Origin of the sequence: Catenulispora sp. GAS73, from assembly GCF_041262085.1 — a bacterium.
GTDB lineage: Bacteria > Actinomycetota > Actinomycetes > Streptomycetales > Catenulisporaceae > Catenulispora.
This window is the reverse complement of sequence record NZ_JBGCCM010000020.1, coordinates 200,410-216,504: the sequence shown is the minus strand read 5'-3', so window position 1 is coordinate 216,504 and position 16,095 is coordinate 200,410. Positions and strand designations below refer to the sequence as shown.

The window sequence follows — 16,095 nt, the reverse complement described above, 5'->3', positions numbered from 1 at the left end:
GCGGTTCACGGAATGCCAAAGGAGTACCGCGCGAGTAGCTTTGGTGCGGACAGCCGACTCTGGTTTGTCGGTGGAGGTCAGTGAGCGGCGTTGTAGCGAGCCATCAGGTCGGTTGGGATGCGGCCCCGGTCGCTGATTTCCACACCCTCAACGTTCCGCAGCCATTCACGGACGTGCTTGGTGTCGCGGCGGACCGGGCCGGTGCCGTACTTCCGCCGGCCGGCGGCCGCAGCGTTGTGGGCGCTCACCTGGGTTGCGGCGCCGACGTACTTCTCAAGTGCCTTGCGCAACGCCTTCTCATGCGCCTCGGACAGGTCGATCTCGTAGGACTTCCCGTCGAGGCCGAACTTCACAGTGTTCGCCCCCTCGGAGCCATCGAGGTCGTCGTGGAAAACTTCAATGGTGCGCTTGGCCATGAGGTGACCCGCCCTTCTTTTCGCGTTGACCGCTTCGGTAACCAGGAGAGCGTATACAGATTGCGGAATCAAATCCAGATCAACTTTGGGGTTGGAATGCTCAAGACGGCGGATCGTCTGCCTTGCCCTCTAGGTTGTGCTGTTTACAGCGCGCCCTGTTTATCAGACGCCCACTGGGCAGTGTGGACGTTGTGAGTCGCTGCGGGGTTTTGTGCTAGATGTGTGCAGGGCGCCGAATGCGCGGCAGAGCGACGGGGCTGCTGGCTTATCGGCTCGCTCGTGGATTCGCTGCTTGTCTGCCGGACCGCTACTGAGGCTCTCACGCCACGTGAGTCCGCTGCGGATTCGCGTTCGGCCTCGACATCGCGAGGGCGCCGCTGCCACCATCCGCCGTGACCGCGGCCGGTGGATAACGGTCCCGACGGGCTTTTCGGCGCTGCCGCGCGAGGATGTGGGGGTGCAGCAACATCGCGGAGCCGGCTGCACGATTTCCCGGACACCTCGCATGGGCCCAGATTCGGTCGTAGCTACAGGCAGCACATCGGGTTGCGGCCAGCGGGGGCCGGGGGTTGTAGAAGCGTCGACCGAACCGGCGACGGCGCTGCGGTGACAGCCGCTGTTCGGCGCCCAACGCCGACGTCACGGTCTCCACCGCTCACCGGGCCAAGGGCCGGGAGTGGAATACGGTGCGCATCTTCGATGACTTCCAGCCGCCTCTGGACTCCGAAGAGTTCGACGAGGACGGAGAGCCGGTCCCTGGCCCGATCGACGATGGCGGGGACCGGCTGGCTTACGTCGCGGTCACCAGGGCTCGCCGCCGGCTCGATCTGGGCGGCTTGTCCTGGATCGATGGCCATCCTGACGGCCGCCCCGGCCAAGGGCCCACCGCGGCCGGGTCCGGCCCGGCAGCCGTGATGCCGGAGATGAACGTCTGGGAAGCGTTCGGGCGAGCCACGGAAGCATCGCGCCGGCGCCCCCGGGGCTGCCCGGGCCGGTGCCCGCAGCTACCGAAAAGGCATCGCACCCGTTGCTGTCAGTCATCATGCTGGAGTCATGGACATCGACCCGAAGAAGCTGGCAGATCTAGCGGCCAAGCTGTTCCACACCGGGAACACAGAGCTGGCAGTGCGGCTCGGCGAGGCCCTCGAACTCACAGACGCCCTGCGGGAACTGGTGCCCCTTGTCGTCGCGACCGGAACGTCTTACGAGAGCCAGTCCGCGGAGGACGTCGCGAATGCGACTCCGGCCGGCCTGCGCCTGGACCAACAGACGCGCTCCCGCCTGCAGGAAACAGCCCGTGAATGGGAAACCGCAACCTTCACGGCATTTGACTCTCTCCAGCTCAACACGACCGCCGTCGACTCACTCACTGCGGCTGAGGCCGCGGCCGACCCGGTCGGGACTCTAAACTCCTTGATCGATCTGCCGACGGCTATCGGAGCAGCCCTTGGCAGTCTGCCCGCCGCAGGCTTGGCCTCGATCGACGAGATCCTCTACCTGAGCTCGTTCATGCAGGCCAGGACCCGATCGAGCCGCACCCCGATGCTGCTCCGAGCGTTGTTTGTGAACTCGGTCGGCACGATCGAGACCCTGGTCACGCGCATGGTCCACCTTCTGCTACACCACACAGACCCGACGACCTACCCCTCGCTGACCGATCCCGCGCTGGATCTGCAGGCGCGGAAGATGTGTCGCGGCTCCGTGGACACCTGGTGCGATGTCCTGGTCAACAAGTTCAACATCGCCAAGCTGGCAGACGCCGTCGACTGGAAGGCGCTCAGCACACTCTGGGAGGACCGCAACGTCCTGGTCCACCGCGGCGCGATCGTCGATGCCAAGCACAGTGCGAAAACCGGCGCGCAGGTCGGCACGATCCTCACCCCCACAGCGGACGAGGTGGGCGAAGCGATCGACGCCATCGGCGCGGCCCGCTACGCAATCGTTCTGGCCGTCTGGGACTACATGGAGCCCGGTATGGGCGCCAAGCTGGCTGGTCAGACGCATGTGGTGGTCCTGGAGAGCCTTCACGCCGGCCGATGGCGCCAGGCTGAGGGCCTTGGCCGCGTCCAGGAGCTGTTCGCTACCGACCCACAGAGCGCAGCGACGGGACGGGTGAACCGCTGGCTCGCCCTCGACCGCCTCATGGGAGCCGAGGAAATCCGCGACGAGGTCCAGACATGGGACCTGACCGGGCTTCCCGCCACATTCCAGGTGGCCCGGCACGTCCTCCTCCACCAGGACGAGGACGCAGTTCGCCTCATTCAGGTTTTGCTCGCCGAAGAAACCCTCACCATTGTCGACCTTGCCACCTGGCCGTTGTTCGCTCGGCTGCGTGATGAGGGCCGGCTCGCAGACAGCCTCAGCAACACGCCAGCCGATTCCCTGGACCCGTGACGGAGGGAAGACGGCGATTACACCCGCGGGTCACTGGCCAGCCGCGACCGGCTCGGGACCGATCCGTGCCTGAACGTCCCTAGGGTCAATGCTTCCGACCGCAGCCTGCACCGCTTCCCATTCGACGTCCTCGGCACCGTGAATGCGTTTGGCCAGTTGGTTCAGACCGGCTGCGAGTGGCCCACGTGTTGGTCGGATACCGTGGGGGGCAACTACAGGGGAATCGGGGGAGGATACGTATATGCGTACGCGGCGTTTGCTCTCGGAGCAAGACCTGCCGCCGGGTGACGGATTAAGTTTCCATCTTGAGCTGTTGGCGAATGATGTTTGCCTCCCGCACCTACGGCCGGAGTTCTTCATCGATCAGAGCTACCAGCATGCCGGTCCGGGTCCGCAGCAGCTCGTATCGGTCGGACTTGGATGGCAGACGGCATGCCAGGTTTGACGTGATCATTTCTGCTGGCTTGTTTGAGAGGCGCTGGTCCATCCGGGACGAAAGATCTAGGCGCTTGATCCGTGAAGAACTCCGCATCCTGAAAAAGGCTTGTCCTTGGTCATACTGATTCAATCCGCAGAGAACCCGCGCTCCTCCGGGTTGAGTTCAGTACGCGGTGAGCTTCTTGATCGCGGGAGTCACAGGCCCTTGCCCTCGACGCTGATGCTTGTCCGAGCCATCGGGGCGTTGCCACAGTTGGGTCGTGACCCGCCACGAATACGAACCGACCGACTCCGGCCCTTCGGACACTCGCAGGATTCGAGTCGCCAGGAAGGCAATGGCCGACGCTGCCATCGACGAGGCTCTCAGGCTCGCTGCGTGCGCGCGTGAGTCTGGAGACCGCGATGCTGAGGCTCAAGCCGTATTGATGCTTGCCAGAGTGTTCCGCGAGGCGCGTCGGAACGCTGAGGCTTCCGCCGCCTACAGGGAAGCCCACCAATTGGGAGCAGGGACGGGAGATGACGGCTTGTTCGATTGGTTCTGGCCTGAGCGCTACTCCTCTTTTGACGAGGCACGCCACGGACAAAAGACCACTGTTCGCCTCGATCCTCTAGAGATTGAGGTCCTGGTCGGCTACGTCGCCGTGAAGACGATCGGTCCGTTCCTGGAAGCGTTCGCGAAGAAGCTCGGCGAACAGTTCGCCGAGACGCTCGGGCATGCCTTGGGCCGACTCCGCCTGCTTCTAGACCGTCGCACGAATCATCGTGAACTGGACATAGCTACCTCTAGTGGGATCACACTAGTCCTGCCTGACCCGCTTCCCGACGAGGCGCTGCTGGCTCTCCTTGATCTCGACGTGACTGATCCTGAACTCCAAAGAGCCAGGCTCTATTGGGACAAAGAAGCATGCAAGTGGCAGCAAAGCCCCCAAGAGGACCCAGACCCGACCTCTGCCGATGGGCGCCGAGGACGGCGCCAAAGACGTATCGATGACCTCTGATACTCCGGGCCACCCACGCTCTGGCGGAGGATCAACCAGAGGCATGACCGAGTTCACGTGCTGACCCGACCGGCGTGGCGAGGCGTCACCATCGCCCGATCGTGCGCCTACTTGCCTAAAGAGAGCTCGGAGTGCGGCCTGGGCGGCGTGCTAACCAAAATCAGCTGACCGTGGGCAACGCTCAGACAGGTGGCCTCGGGGGCTGCACGGATCGCTCCGCTCGGCACTCTCCCGGGCATGAAACAGACACACGACACCACGCCCGCCCACGTCAACGCCTGCGCGCTGGGCACCGAAGAACTCGTCGCCGGGTTCTTCGCCCTCACCGCCGCCACCTCATACATCCAGGCGTTCTTCAAGACCCTCGGCGAGGAATCCGCGAAGTCCACCACGCAGGCCATCAGCCGGGCCCGCCGGCGCACTCGCCACCTAGAGCTCGCGATCCCGGTCGGCATGACGTTCGTGGTCCTCGTTTGGCCGCAGGACGGCGTCACCGATGAGTCTCTCCTGGCTCTGCTCGACCTCGACATCCCGATCGAAGGTGGCACGTTCCGCTGGAACCCGGACAACCGCACCTGGGAGAAGGACCAGGCCGACGTGGCAAACGCTATTCGGTGAACGCGACGAACGAGTCAGACACCCGGTCAGCGCGCTGACCGGTCACGCCGGGTCACGACCGTCGATCGTGGCCCGGCGGACACTCTCACGACAGTCAGGGGCTTGCGGGCCAGGTAAACCCGACTTGGCTGTGCAGCTTGTTGCGGCAGGTCTCGAACCATGCTGCGCAGGTATCCAAGGTTTGACGCGCGGGCATGCCCGACAAGTACCGTTCATAGTTGGCGAGCCCGTGCGGATCCGGACGACCCGGCGCCGGAAGGGTGGCCGCCGGTCGCAACACGAACTCGAACATCCGCACGGGTGGAGTGAACGGAGGGGTGATCCCGTTGACACTTTCCACGGCGAGTGCACGCTGGTGGCCCAGACGGTTGCGCGCATAGCGGGCACCCCGAAGCACCAGCGCCCCAGTTTCACCGGACAACTTCTCATAGTCCGCTGCGCACAGCTCCGTGAAGCCCTCGTCGATACTTACGGCCCACCACATCGCCTCTGCGAGGGGGATGACCACTCTCTCGGGAAGAGCATCGGCGCCATGCTCCTGGAACCTCACCCGCGCCTGATGGAACCCAAGGATGGCCGTCTGCAGCATGAACCGCGGATCGTCGGCGGCGTCGCTCATGCGAGCAGAATACGGGCTCTGGCATCAAGGCCGGGATCGCTTTCGAAGAACCCCAGGCTGGGATCCGCAAGAGGCACTTGTCGCTGCACTCAGACGAGGAACAGCCCATCGCGGCCAACCTTTCGCACCAGACTCGATCACCCACAAACACCGAGGTCAACGCCATCTTCGAGATATGTAGCTATATATCTTGGAGGTTGCCCTACAGTGGCGTCATGCGACAGGAGCTACGCCTGACGCGGACCAGCCGAGCAGTCCTGCAAACCCTCGTCGAGGGGTTCGAGGACGATCTTTGGGGTCTGCGAATCTGCCATCTGACCAAGCTGCCATCCGGCACCGTCTATCCGCTACTGGCCCGGCTCGAAGATCTGGGCTGGGTTACGACGCACTGGGAGAACGACGAGCTCTCGGCACCCCGAACGACCGGACCGCGTCGACGTTTCTATCGGCTGACCCCAGATGGCCTGGTCGCCGCCCGCGCATCGCTCGCGGAACAGACCACGGCCGCCAAAACAACACAGCTTCGCGGTCTCGCCGTGGACGGCCCACGATGAACGACGACTTCTTTGACTACGGGCCCCAGCACAGGATCTTGGCCCACGCGGTAAGCTCCACCGGCAGTTTGTTCGCGCCTATGCTGCGCGACTTCATGCGCGACTGCGGGAAGGCGCCAATCGTGGTGCTTCCCTCCATGCCCGCTAAGGAAGCTTCCGACTGCCGCCGCTGGATCCGCGAGGCCGGCGGCACACCCCTCATGGTTGACGAGTTGGGGGCCGGGGCGGAGTTCCTTGATGACCTTCCGCTCCCCAGGACCTTGAAGACGTGGCTCGGCTTCGCCGTCTCGCATGATCTCCTGCCGCGTGTCAGCGACGAATCAGTATTCGAGATCATCGCCTTGACCGCCCGCGGTGCGATCGAAACGATCACGCTCTGTTACGACACCGAAACACGTGAACTCTGCATCCGAGGGCGCCACACAACAGCATTTACTCTGACTCCGCAAGAAGCAGGGCTGACGGAATCGGATCAGGAAGACAACATCGTCGATCAGATCGATCATCGACATGGTGCTGGCCTCCTCCGCCACGGCCAACAGGCAGGCGAAGCAACTGCAAGAGGCCTTGCCAGAGCAGCAGGCCTGATCGCCGGCAACGAATGGGCTCGCGACGCGTGGCTAGGCGACCTCGACTGCGGCCCCGTCGGTCGTGGGACGCCCTACCCCACCTGGCGAAAAGTGATCTATGCCGCGGGCCTGCTGGTCGCCACCGCCCCGGTCATGCGGTTTCGGCGACTGAGCGCCCAGATTCCCGACCTGGCAATCAGACTCTTCGACCGGTGGCTATTCTCCAACGCCGCCGGGTGCACTGTTGGTGCGGCGCTCGCCTGGCTCGGCGTCCAGAGCTTCCAATCAGCTGCGGCGGCTGGCAGCACCAAGGCTGGGATCACCGCCACAGCGACGACCCTGGGCATCGTCGGTCCCCCGATGGCTTGGACGATTGGCTGGCTCCGTCGACGGCGTCGGCCACGTCGGCCAAGGGCGCCTCGCCGCTAGTACCTACTTGTCTGCTCACCACTGATCACGGAGGGGGAGGCGGGGTCGTGGGCATGAATCGCGGGCCGGGAAGCTACGCTCACCACGGGACGATCGCGTCCACGACCAAGAAGCGAAATACCCATGCGATCTTAGGTGCGCGCGAGCCCAGAAATCGGGCTGTCGAACTCCGACGAGGTCCTGGCGAGTTCTCGGCCGGCCGTCAGGAGAAGAAGTCTTCTTGCAGGTAGATGGCAGTTTTCGGAGTTCGACCCTGGACCACACCCTGGACCATCGCTTCAGAGGGTTCGCAGGACGCCGATTCTGTGGGCCGAAAATCCACTGGAGCGGGCTCGACAGTCAGGGCCCGTATACGTCGAACCGGAACGCAGCCGGAACGCTCCCTGGACCATGCCTGGACCAAAAGATCAACGACCCGTCAGGTTGTCTAGACCACTTAAGATCCAAAATGGAAAATCCCAGCTCAGGTACCCAAGCTGGGATTCACTACGGGTGCGCCGCCAGGGACTTGAACCCCGAACCCGCGGATTAAGAGTCCGCTGCTCTGCCGATTGAGCTAGCGGCGCTTGATCTTGCCGGTGTCGTGTTGACGGGTGAAACATTAGCAGATCTCCGGGGGCGCTGGTGACCACCCGGGGGGCGTCGCGGCGGCCGGGTCCGGGGGTCCCGGGCGTGGTCGGCGGGGGCGTGGCCGGGGTGTGGGGGCGGTGCTTGGGGGTCTGCGGGGGTGCCTCAGCCCTCGGCGCGGAAGCAGCCCTTCAGGTGGTCGTCGACCATGCCGGTGGCCTGCATCAGGGCGTAGGCGGAGGTTGGGCCGATGAACTTCACGCCGGCCTTTTTGAGGGCTTTGGCCATGGCCTTCGACTCCGGGGTTTCGGTCGGGGTCTCGCCGAAGGTTTTGGGGCGGCGGTGGGTGGTGGGGGCGAAGCTCCACAGGTAGGCGTCGAGGCCGCCGGGGAGGTCGCGGACCAGGCGGGCGTTGTTGATGGCTGACTCGATCTTGGCGCGGCTGCGGATGATGCCGGGGTCGGTCAGGAGGCGTTCGACGTCGGTTTCGGTCAGGGCCGCCACGGCGTCGATCTGGAAGTTGTGGAAGGCCGCCCGGAAGGCCTCGCGCTTGCGCAGCACGGTGATCCAGGCCAGGCCGGCCTGGAAGCCCTCCAGGCTCAGGCGCTCGAACATCGCGTCGTCGCCGTGCAGGGTGCGGCCCCACTCCGTGTCGTGGTACGCCGCGTAGTCGCCGCCGGTGCCCGCCCAGCCGCAGCGGGGGAGGCCGTCTTCGCCTGTCACGAGATCTTGCACGGTGGCCATGCTAGGCGGTGGGTCCGACAAGGTGTGGACGGCGCGGTCCTCCGGGTGCCCTCGGGTGCCCTCACGCCTCCTCCGAGCTCCACTTCACCGCGTGTTCGACCAGCGCCAGCAGGACGGTGACGGTCGAGGCGCGGTCGCGGGCGTCGCAGATCAGCACCGGGGTGGACGCCGGGATGGCCAGGGCCTCGCGCAGCGCGTCCTGGCTGTAGCTGCGGGCGCCGTCGAACTGGTTCACCGCCACGACGTGCGGCAGGCCGCGGTGCTCGAAGAAGTCGATCGCGGCGAAGGCGTCGGCCAGGCGGCGGACGTCGGCCAGGACCACCGCGCCGATCGCGCCGCGGGCCAGTTCCTCCCACAGGAACCAGAAACGCTCCTGGCCGGGGGTGCCGAACAGGTACAGGATCAGGTCCTCGGCCAGGGTCAGGCGGCCGAAGTCGAAGGCGACCGTGGTCGCGGTCTTGGCCGGCACGCCGACGGTGTCGTCGATGCCGCGGCCGACCGAGGTCATCTCGGCCTCGGTGGTCAGCGGCTCGATCTCGGACACCGTACCGACCAGCGTGGTCTTGCCCACGCCGAAGCCGCCCGCGACCAGGATCTTGGCCGTTGTCTGCACGATCGTCATCGCCGCCGCCCCAGTCCCCCCGAACATAAAGATCTGGAGAATAGTAGTGGACGATGATGTTCGACAGCATATTGGCAGTCCCGCGCCGGAAGTGTAGAACGTTAGCAGGGCCGCGTCACACCGTCGCCCGGCCCGCGGTTTCGCGCAGCGCAAGGAGGGCCCGCATGCCCACGCCGATCGACTACAGCGAACGCATCCCCAACAACGTCGGGCTGGCCGGCGACCGGCGCCTGCAGAGGGCCCTGGAGGGCTGGCAGCCGAAGTTCCTGGACTGGTGGCGCGATCTGGGCCCTGCGCTGCCCACCAAGGACGTGTATCTGCGCACTGCGGTGGCCGTGGGCCGGGACGGCTGGGCCCACTTCGCGCACGTCCCGATGGAGCAGTACCGCTGGGGCATCTTCCTGGCCGAACGCGATCCACAGCGGGTCATCGGCTTCGGACGGCACAAGGGCGAGCCGGCTTGGCAGCAGGTCCCCGGCGAGCACCGCGCCGTGCTGCAGCGGCTGATCGTCATCCAGGGCGACACCGAACCCGCCTCGGTCGAGCAGCAGCGCGTCCTCGGCCGGACCGCACCGAGCCTTTACGACCTGCGCAACCTCTTCCAGGTCAACGTCGAGGAGGGACGGCACCTGTGGGCGATGGTCTACCTGCTGCACGCCTTCTTCGGCCGCGAAGGCCGCGAGGAAGCCGACCAGCTGCTGCTCCGGCACTCCGGGGACCACGACAGCCCCCGGATACTCGGGGCCTTCAACGAGGCGACCACCGACTGGCTCCAGTTCTTCATGTTCACCTACTTCACCGACCGGGACGGCAAGTACCAGCTCGGCACACTCAAGGAGTCAGGGTTCGACCCCTTGGCCCGCACCTGCGAGTTCATGCTCAAGGAAGAGGCGCACCACATGTTCGTCGGGACGACCGGCGTGCAGCGCGTGGTGGAGCGGACTGCCGAGCGGATGGCCGAGCACGACACCGAGGACGTCCTGGCGTATGGCGCCATTCCCTTGCCGATCATCCAGCGTTACCTGAACTTTCAGTTCTCCGTGTCGCTGGACCTGTTCGGATCCGAGCAGTCCACGAACGCCGGCACGTACTACAGCGCCGGCGTGAAGGGTCGCTGGCAGGAGACCCGGCGGGACGACGACCACGTCCTGATCGGCACCGAACGCCCGATGACAGTGGTCGAGGACGGACGCTTGACGACGAAGTCCGTCCCCTCCCTCAACGCCCTCAACCTGGACCTACGCGACGAATACATAGCCGACTGCGCCCGAGGCGTGAAGCGCTGGAACCAAGTGCTGGCGGAGGTCGGACTCCCGCAGCGGCTGTACTTGCCCCACGAAGGATTCCACCGCAAGGTCGGCGCCTACGCGGGACATCACCTCAGCCCCGACGGCGAAGTCCTCGACGCGGCCACGTGGCAGGCCCGCGCCGAGGACTGGCTGCCGACGCCCGAGGACCGCGCGGCCGTGGCCTCCCTGATGCGGCCGGAGTACGAGCCGGGACGCTTCGCCGCCTGGATCGCCCCGCCGCGCACCGGCATCAACGAGCAGCCGGTCGAGTTCGACTACGTGCACCTGGCCGAGGAGGGCATCGGATGACCTCTACCTCTACCTCTACCTCTACCGCTGTCGACTTCGACACCGCGCCCGACCGGTACCGGCACTGGACGCTGCGGATCGACGGCGCCGTCGCGACGCTGAGCCTGGCCGTCGCCGAGGACGCCGGGCTGGTGCCGGGCTACGCGCTGAAGCTGAACTCCTACGACCTCGGTGTCGACATCGAGCTCTACGACGCCGCGCAGCGCCTGCGCTTCGAACACCCCGAGGTCCGGGCCGTCGTGATGACCGGCGGCCCGGAGCGGATGTTCAGCGCCGGGGCGAACATCAGGATGCTGGCGCAGTCCTCCCACGAGTGGAAGGTGAACTTCTGCAAGTTCACCAACGAGACCCGGTGCGGGATCGAGGACGCGAGCGCGCACTCCGGGCAGACGTGGATCGCCGCGGTGAACGGACCGGCGGCCGGCGGCGGGTACGAGCTGGCGCTGGCGTGTGAGCACATCGTGCTGGTCGACGACGGCTCCACGACGGTGTCGTTGCCGGAGGTGCCGCTGCTCGGGGTGCTCCCCGGCACCGGCGGTCTGACGCGCCTGACGGACAAGCGGCACGTCCGGCGCGACCGCGCCGACGTCTTCGCCACGAAGACCGAGGGCTTCCGCGGCGCGACGGCGCTGGAGTGGGGATTGGTCGACACGATCGCCGCACCGGCGCGCTTCGCTTCGGAAGTGGCGCGCGTTGCCGAAGAAACGGTGAGTCGGTCGCGTCGGGCTAGAGATGTCGAGCCTGGGACAGGCACCCAGAAGGGGATCGCGCTGACACAGTTGGCGCGCGTCGTGGACGAGGACTCGCTGTCGTATCCGCATCTGACCGTGCAGATCGACCGGAACGCGCGGCGCGCGGACTTCACACTGCTCGGGCCCAGCGAGGCGCCGCCCACAGACGTCCACGCTCAGGGCGCTGATTACTGGCCGCTGGCGCTGACCCGGGCGCTCGACGACGCCGTCCTGCGCATGCGCACGAACGAGCCGGAGATCGGGACGTGGGTCCTGCGCACCCGCGGCTCGGTGGACATGGTCTCGGCGTACGACGCGCAACTGACCGAGCTGGCCGACGACTGGTTCGTGAACGAGGTCCGGCACTACTACAAGCGGACGCTCAAGCGGCTGGACGTGACCAGCCGGAGTCTGGTGGCGGTGATCGATCCGGGCAGCTGCTTCGCCGGGCTGTTGCTCGAAACGGCGCTCGCCGCGGACCGGCAGTACATGCTCGACGGAGTGTTTGAGGACGTTGACCCCGACGCCGAGCCTGCCACGCTGGTGGTGACGGCGGCGAATCTGTCCGCCTGGCCCACCGCGAACGGCTTGAGCCGCCTGGCCACGCGCTTCTCCGGACACGACGGCGGCCTGGAAGCCGCGGCCCACGTCGGGGAGCGGCTGAACGCCGCCGCGGCGATGGAGCTCGGCCTGGTCACCTACGCCCTCGACGATCTGGACTTCGAGGACGAACTCCGCGTGGCGCTGCAAGAACGCGCGGCGCTGTCCCCGGACGCGCTCACCGGTCTGGAGGCGAACCTGCGGTTCCCCGGCCCGGAGACCATGGAGACGAAGATCTTCGGCCGGCTGACCGCGTGGCAGAACTGGGTCTTCGTGCGGCCGAACGCCGCGGGTCCCGGCGGCGCCCTGGCGCGCTACGGTTCCGGAGTCGCGGCGGAGTTCGATCGCCGGCGGGTGTGACCGCGCGGCGCGGTGAAACGTGCGGTTTCATCTGTTTAGGGTCTATGCATGCCCTTTCTCAGCGATCTCGCTCGTCGTGCCAAACTCCAGTTCTTCCTCGGCCAGCTGCCGAAGGACGCACGCATCCTCGAAGTCGGCTGTGCCGACGGCTGGTTCGGGGAGTACGCCGTGCGCCACGGTTGGACCGATCTGGTCGGCGTCGACATCGTGCGGCCGAAGGCCGAGCTGGGGCACGAGTTCGTGCACGGCGACGTCAACGACTGGCGGGAGCTGGGGCTGCGGGCGGAGTCGTTCGACGCGGTCGTGGCGTTCGAGGTGATCGAGCACGGCGACTTCTTCACGGCGATGGCCGATCTGCTCAAGCCCGGTGGCAAGCTGATGGTGACCACGCCGCTGCCGCACATGGATTGGGCGTGCAAGCTGATGGAGCGGGTCGGGATGAACCAGCGCCGGTCCAGCCCGCACACCCACCTGATCTATCTGCGGGACCTGCCGACGGTGTTCCGGCCGAAGCGCTTGCAGGTCAAGGGCGGCGTGTCGCAGTGGGGCGTCTTCGAGCGGGCGTCGCATCAGCGGGGGCACTGCACCGTCGTGGTGGACATCCAGAGCATGCAGCCGATTCCGGCGGCCAGGGCGGTGAGCGGTGCGACGGTTCCGACCGAGGGGGTCCACGCACCAGCGAACGGGTCCAGCGGGGCGAACGGGCCGTTCTGAAAGCGGTTCATGGCCAGGGCCAACCAGGAGAGGTGGCAGACGGCCATCACGACGAAACTGGTGCGCAGGAACCGTTGTTCGGCCTCTGCCGGGATGGCGCCGCGCGGCACCGAGCTCGCGGCGACGATCCACATCCCCGCCACGAACGGCATGAAGTAGCGGCTGACCTGGGTCCAGCCGAGGACTTGGACGTACTTCAGGTCGAGCGCCGTGGTGAGTAGGAGCGTGGTCACGCCGATCGCGGTGACGACCAGGCGCGATCGGCGGGGCGCGGTCAGCATGGCAAGGCCGACGAGCACGGCGATGACGCTGGACCAGAGCAGGACGAGCCAGGCCGGTGCGAAGTAGTCGTACTGGCCGGCCACGGCGATCGTGCCGCGCAGCCATTCGTCGATGCGGACGTTGAACACCGCGGTGATGTTCTCCAGCAGGGTCGCGCCGATGAAATGGTGGCCGCGGTCGGCGTCGACGGTCGAGACTTTGTAGTACTCGAAGTTGCCGGAGGCCAGGTTCCAGGCCAGTCCGCCGATGGCGCCGATGGTTAGGACGGCGAGGCGGGGGCGCCATCCGCCGATCGAGCGCAGGCTTCGCAGGTGTTCACGGTTGGTCAGCACGGCGGCCAAGGCCAGGGTCGCGGCGCACCAGACCGGGCCGAGGGTGCGGGTGGTGAGGAGGATGAAGCCGGCGATTGCGGCCCAGGTGGCGGCGTGGCGGGTCTGGCGGTTGAGGGCTTCGGTCTGGTCGGCGTGGTCGGTCTTGTCGAGCTGATCGGGCTGATCGGCCTGGTCGGGCTGGTCCGGGCGGCTCAGCAGGACGACCACGCAAGTCCAGAACAGGATGCCGGCACTGATCTCCAGGCCGTTCGGATTGACGGCGCCGGCCAGGTTGAGGGCCGAGGGGGTCGCGGCGGCCAGGACCGCGAGGAGCAGGAGGCGGGAGCCGGCGAGGGCGGCCGCCAGGGTCGCGGCCGTCGCGAGGAGCGCCGCGTTCATGGCGGCTGAGACGACGCGTCCGGCGATGACGCCTGTTTCGTTCGGCCACCAGCGCATCGGGAGGCCGACCGGGAGGTAGTACAGGGGGCTGTAACGGCCGGTCCAGGAGTTGGCGGTGACCGGCTTGGCCGCCCCTGTCCAGCGTTGGCAGGAGGCGTCGACGCTCGGGTGGAACATGCACTCGCCGTTCCACGGGACCAGGCTTTCTGGGACGGTGAACATGGCGCCGGGGCGGTTGTAGATCGCGTGGCTCTGGTGGCCGAGCCATTGGCCGGTGGCCACGGCGTAGGCGCGTTCGACGTGGGCGATCTCGTCGGTGTTGCCTTCGACGGGGAGGGCGAGGGCCCAGGCGGTCGCCGTGAGGAAGAACCCTGCGAAGGTGAGGAGCCAGGTGCGGCGGCCGGTGGTTGTTTTGCGAGGCTTGGCGCCGGGTTTGCTCGGGCGGAGGCGTTCTGGACGCAGGTCGGTGGTCGTCATCGGGCGGGTCCGTCCAGTGTGATGTAGGACAGCACGCCCGGGTTCCAGGGGGAGAAGACCGGCCAGGCCATCGCGTGCCCGGTGGGGCTCGCGCTGGTGCTCATCTGGTAGGGGGTCGGGATCGGGGCGAGGTGTCGGGGCGCGTTGGCGTAGTTCAGGCGCCAGAGCCAGCCGGCGACGCCGCCTGCTTCGCGGGCCTGTTGGATCATCGGCATGACCAGGGCGCGGTCGGAGAAGGAGTCGGAGATCTGGCAGTCGCAGTAGTAGGCGATGGTGCCGACTTCGCCGGGGGTGGCCACGCCCGCGGTGCCGGCGGTGCGGCCCACGGCCTCGCCGACGGCTCGGTACTGGCCGGGCTGGCCCCAGTTCGTGGTGATCGGCATGACCGGCCAGGTGGGGCCGAGGCTGGCGAGGAAGACCAGGATCGGCATGGTCAGGGCGGTGGCCAGGGCGATGGAAGCCAGGGGTCTGCGATCCCACAGGTGCGCGATGGTGGCGGCGGTCCAGAGGCCCAGTGTCGCGATGAGCGGTGCGTAGTACCAGTGGTACGGCGCGACGCCGAGGAGGCTGTAGACGGCCCAGTGGACGACGCCGGCCAGGGCCAGGAGGGCGAACGGGCTCAGCGGGGAGGCGCGGCGTGCTTTGGGGAGCAGGCGGCGGAGCGGGTCGCCGGTGATGTGCAGGTGGCGTCGGAGGCGCGCGATGCCGAAGGCTGCAAGCGTCAGCAGGCCGACGGCGACGCTGAGCAGGGAGATCGTGGCGGCCACCGGATACATGCGCAGGTAGAGGACGAGGCCGTCGGAGAAGTACCAGTCGCGGCCGAGCTTCGGCCAGCCGCCGAGGCCCATTTTGATGAGCAGGGTGTCCGGCAGCGCCGAGCCGAGGAACAGCCAGCTCCACAGCAGCCACGGCAGGAGCAGGGCCACGGCGGCCGCGAGGAGGCGGCGCCAGCCCGGCCACAGGGCGCGGGTGCCGAGCGCGACCACGAGCGGCAGGACGGCGAGGTCGCCGCGGGTCAGGGTGAGGAGGGCCGCCACGGCGCCGAAGGTCGCGGCGCGCGCCGTCACCGCCGCGGCCAGGAGCGCGGCGATCGCGACGACGGCCACGGCCGACTCCAGGCCCGTCGAGGAGACCACGAAGGGGTTCAGGAGCGTGAGGACGACGGCGACGAGGGCGGGCCGGCGCGGCAGGCCGCGGGCGGCGAGGGTGCGCTCCAGCAGGACGGCGGTGCCGGCGGCGGCGGCGACTTGGACGACGCCGACGGCGAGCACGGGGTCGCGGACGAGCAGGGTGACCACGGCGAGGACGAGGACGTTGAGCGGGGACGTCGCGGTGTTGCTGACGCGCGAGCTGATCAGGCCCCAGTGGCCGTGCAGCGCGAGGCCGCGGGCGAAGGCGAGGGTGATGTAGCTGTCGTCGATGAGGGCGGTGTGGCAGGCCGCGAAGACGAGGGCGGCCAGCGTCGCGGCGGCGACGGCGGTGGGGAGGGCGCTGCGCGGGTCCGGGGTGGTCCTGCGGCCCGGGTCGCCGGCTCGGGGGGCGATCGGCCAGGCGGTGGTGCGGGGCGTGCGGGGGACCAGTTCGGGGACGTGCATGGGGGAGACAACGAGGTGGGGGGCCGTTGCGACACGTCGCGGCGGGCCGGTCGGGTGAGT

13 protein-coding genes, 1 tRNA gene and 2 pseudogenes are annotated in these 16,095 nt (G+C 67.3%); 9 read left to right on the top strand and 7 right to left on the bottom strand.

Translation table 11 applies throughout. From position 1 onward, the window contains the following. Window positions 1–77: 77 nt before the first annotated feature. A complete protein-coding gene (locus tag ABH935_RS29025; RefSeq protein WP_370381101.1) occupies window positions 78–416 on the bottom strand; it encodes an Lsr2 family protein in 339 nt (112 codons plus the stop codon). A gap of 632 nt (window positions 417–1,048) precedes the next feature. On the opposite strand from ABH935_RS29025, the pseudogene ABH935_RS29020 reads away from it, so the two are divergent. The 4 genes and pseudogenes from ABH935_RS29020 to ABH935_RS29005 all read left to right on the top strand — a co-directional run. After that, a pseudogene (locus tag ABH935_RS29020) lies at window positions 1,049–1,288 on the top strand (3'-5' exonuclease); the annotation flags it as partial. 181 nt (window positions 1,289–1,469) lie between these two features. Next, the gene (locus ABH935_RS29015) at window positions 1,470–2,810 is read left to right on the top strand and encodes a hypothetical protein (protein ID WP_370381100.1); all 1,341 of its coding nucleotides are present in this window, start codon (window positions 1,470–1,472) and stop codon (window positions 2,808–2,810) included. A gap of 698 nt (window positions 2,811–3,508) precedes the next feature. Beyond that, window positions 3,509–4,246: a hypothetical protein gene (locus tag ABH935_RS29010; RefSeq protein WP_370381099.1), complete on the top strand. Its 738-nt coding sequence runs from the start codon at window positions 3,509–3,511 to the stop codon at window positions 4,244–4,246. A 237-nt stretch (window positions 4,247–4,483) separates the two neighbouring features. After that, entirely contained in the window at window positions 4,484–4,864 is a 381-nt protein-coding gene (locus tag ABH935_RS29005; RefSeq protein WP_370381098.1) for a hypothetical protein, read from the top strand. Between the two features lie 94 nt (window positions 4,865–4,958). Here ABH935_RS29005 and ABH935_RS29000 read toward each other — a convergent pair whose 3' ends face one another. After that, window positions 4,959–5,483 (bottom strand): hypothetical protein, encoded by a 525-nt coding sequence (locus ABH935_RS29000; RefSeq protein WP_370381097.1) that lies wholly within the window; start codon window positions 5,481–5,483, stop codon window positions 4,959–4,961. Between the two features lie 215 nt (window positions 5,484–5,698). Here ABH935_RS29000 and ABH935_RS28995 point away from each other — a divergent pair, with 215 nt between their 5' ends. Next, complete coding sequence (locus tag ABH935_RS28995) at window positions 5,699–6,037, top strand: PadR family transcriptional regulator (RefSeq protein ID WP_370381096.1); 339 nt, start codon at window positions 5,699–5,701, stop codon at window positions 6,035–6,037. After that, window positions 6,034–7,035, top strand: coding sequence for a hypothetical protein (locus tag ABH935_RS28990; RefSeq protein WP_370381095.1), 1,002 nt, complete (start codon window positions 6,034–6,036; stop codon window positions 7,033–7,035). Before ABH935_RS28995 ends, ABH935_RS28990 begins: the two co-directional genes overlap by 4 nt. Window positions 7,036–7,528: 493 nt before the next feature. Here the strand turns inward: ABH935_RS28990 and ABH935_RS28985 are convergent. The 3 genes from ABH935_RS28985 to ABH935_RS28975 all read right to left on the bottom strand — a co-directional run bounded on the left by ABH935_RS28985 (window position 7,529) and on the right by ABH935_RS28975 (window position 8,968). Continuing rightward, window positions 7,529–7,601, bottom strand: a tRNA-Lys gene (locus ABH935_RS28985). Between the two features lie 166 nt (window positions 7,602–7,767). After that, a complete protein-coding gene (locus ABH935_RS28980; protein WP_370381094.1) occupies window positions 7,768–8,337 on the bottom strand; it encodes a DNA-3-methyladenine glycosylase I in 570 nt (189 codons plus the stop codon). A gap of 70 nt (window positions 8,338–8,407) precedes the next feature. After that, complete coding sequence (locus ABH935_RS28975; protein ID WP_370381093.1) at window positions 8,408–8,968, bottom strand: ATP/GTP-binding protein; 561 nt, start codon at window positions 8,966–8,968, stop codon at window positions 8,408–8,410. 164 nt (window positions 8,969–9,132) lie between these two features. On the opposite strand from ABH935_RS28975, the gene boxB reads away from it, so the two are divergent. From boxB to ABH935_RS28960, 3 genes and pseudogenes are all read left to right on the top strand, one after another. After that, a complete protein-coding gene (gene boxB, locus ABH935_RS28970; RefSeq protein WP_370381092.1) occupies window positions 9,133–10,566 on the top strand; it encodes a benzoyl-CoA 2,3-epoxidase subunit BoxB in 1,434 nt (477 codons plus the stop codon). Continuing rightward, entirely contained in the window at window positions 10,563–12,257 is a 1,695-nt protein-coding gene (gene boxC / locus ABH935_RS28965) for a 2,3-epoxybenzoyl-CoA dihydrolase (RefSeq protein ID WP_370381091.1), read from the top strand. Before boxB ends, boxC begins: the two co-directional genes overlap by 4 nt. A 48-nt stretch (window positions 12,258–12,305) precedes the next feature. Next, window positions 12,306–12,719, top strand: a pseudogene (locus ABH935_RS28960) (class I SAM-dependent methyltransferase); the annotation flags it as partial. Between the two features lie 107 nt (window positions 12,720–12,826). Here the strand turns inward: ABH935_RS28960 and ABH935_RS28955 are convergent. Both ABH935_RS28955 and ABH935_RS28950 read right to left on the bottom strand, forming a co-directional pair. Continuing rightward, complete coding sequence (locus tag ABH935_RS28955) at window positions 12,827–14,440, bottom strand: DUF2142 domain-containing protein (RefSeq protein ID WP_370381090.1); 1,614 nt, start codon at window positions 14,438–14,440, stop codon at window positions 12,827–12,829. Next, the gene (locus ABH935_RS28950) at window positions 14,437–16,035 is read right to left on the bottom strand and encodes a hypothetical protein (RefSeq protein WP_370381089.1); all 1,599 of its coding nucleotides are present in this window, start codon (window positions 16,033–16,035) and stop codon (window positions 14,437–14,439) included. The genes ABH935_RS28955 and ABH935_RS28950 overlap by 4 nt, the downstream gene beginning before the upstream one ends. Window positions 16,036–16,095 lie beyond the last annotated feature (60 nt).

Bases quoted from the DNA above. Each gene is read 5' to 3' on its own strand.
- ABH935_RS29025 (WP_370381101.1), bottom strand. From the start codon at position 416: ATGGCCAAGCGCACCATTGAAGTTTTCCACGACGACCTCGATGGCTCC.
- ABH935_RS29015 (WP_370381100.1), top strand. From the start codon at position 1,470: ATGGACATCGACCCGAAGAAGCTGGCAGATCTAGCGGCCAAGCTGTTC.
- ABH935_RS29005 (WP_370381098.1), top strand. From the start codon at position 4,484: ATGAAACAGACACACGACACCACGCCCGCCCACGTCAACGCCTGCGCG.
- ABH935_RS29000 (WP_370381097.1), bottom strand. From the start codon at position 5,483: ATGAGCGACGCCGCCGACGATCCGCGGTTCATGCTGCAGACGGCCATC.
- ABH935_RS28995 (WP_370381096.1), top strand. From the start codon at position 5,699: ATGCGACAGGAGCTACGCCTGACGCGGACCAGCCGAGCAGTCCTGCAA.
- ABH935_RS28990 (WP_370381095.1), top strand. From the start codon at position 6,034: ATGAACGACGACTTCTTTGACTACGGGCCCCAGCACAGGATCTTGGCC.
- ABH935_RS28975 (WP_370381093.1), bottom strand. From the start codon at position 8,968: ATGACGATCGTGCAGACAACGGCCAAGATCCTGGTCGCGGGCGGCTTC.
- boxB (WP_370381092.1), top strand. From the start codon at position 9,133: ATGCCCACGCCGATCGACTACAGCGAACGCATCCCCAACAACGTCGGG.
- boxC (WP_370381091.1), top strand. From the start codon at position 10,563: ATGACCTCTACCTCTACCTCTACCTCTACCGCTGTCGACTTCGACACC.
- ABH935_RS28955 (WP_370381090.1), bottom strand. From the start codon at position 14,440: ATGACGACCACCGACCTGCGTCCAGAACGCCTCCGCCCGAGCAAACCC.
- ABH935_RS28950 (WP_370381089.1), bottom strand. From the start codon at position 16,035: ATGCACGTCCCCGAACTGGTCCCCCGCACGCCCCGCACCACCGCCTGG.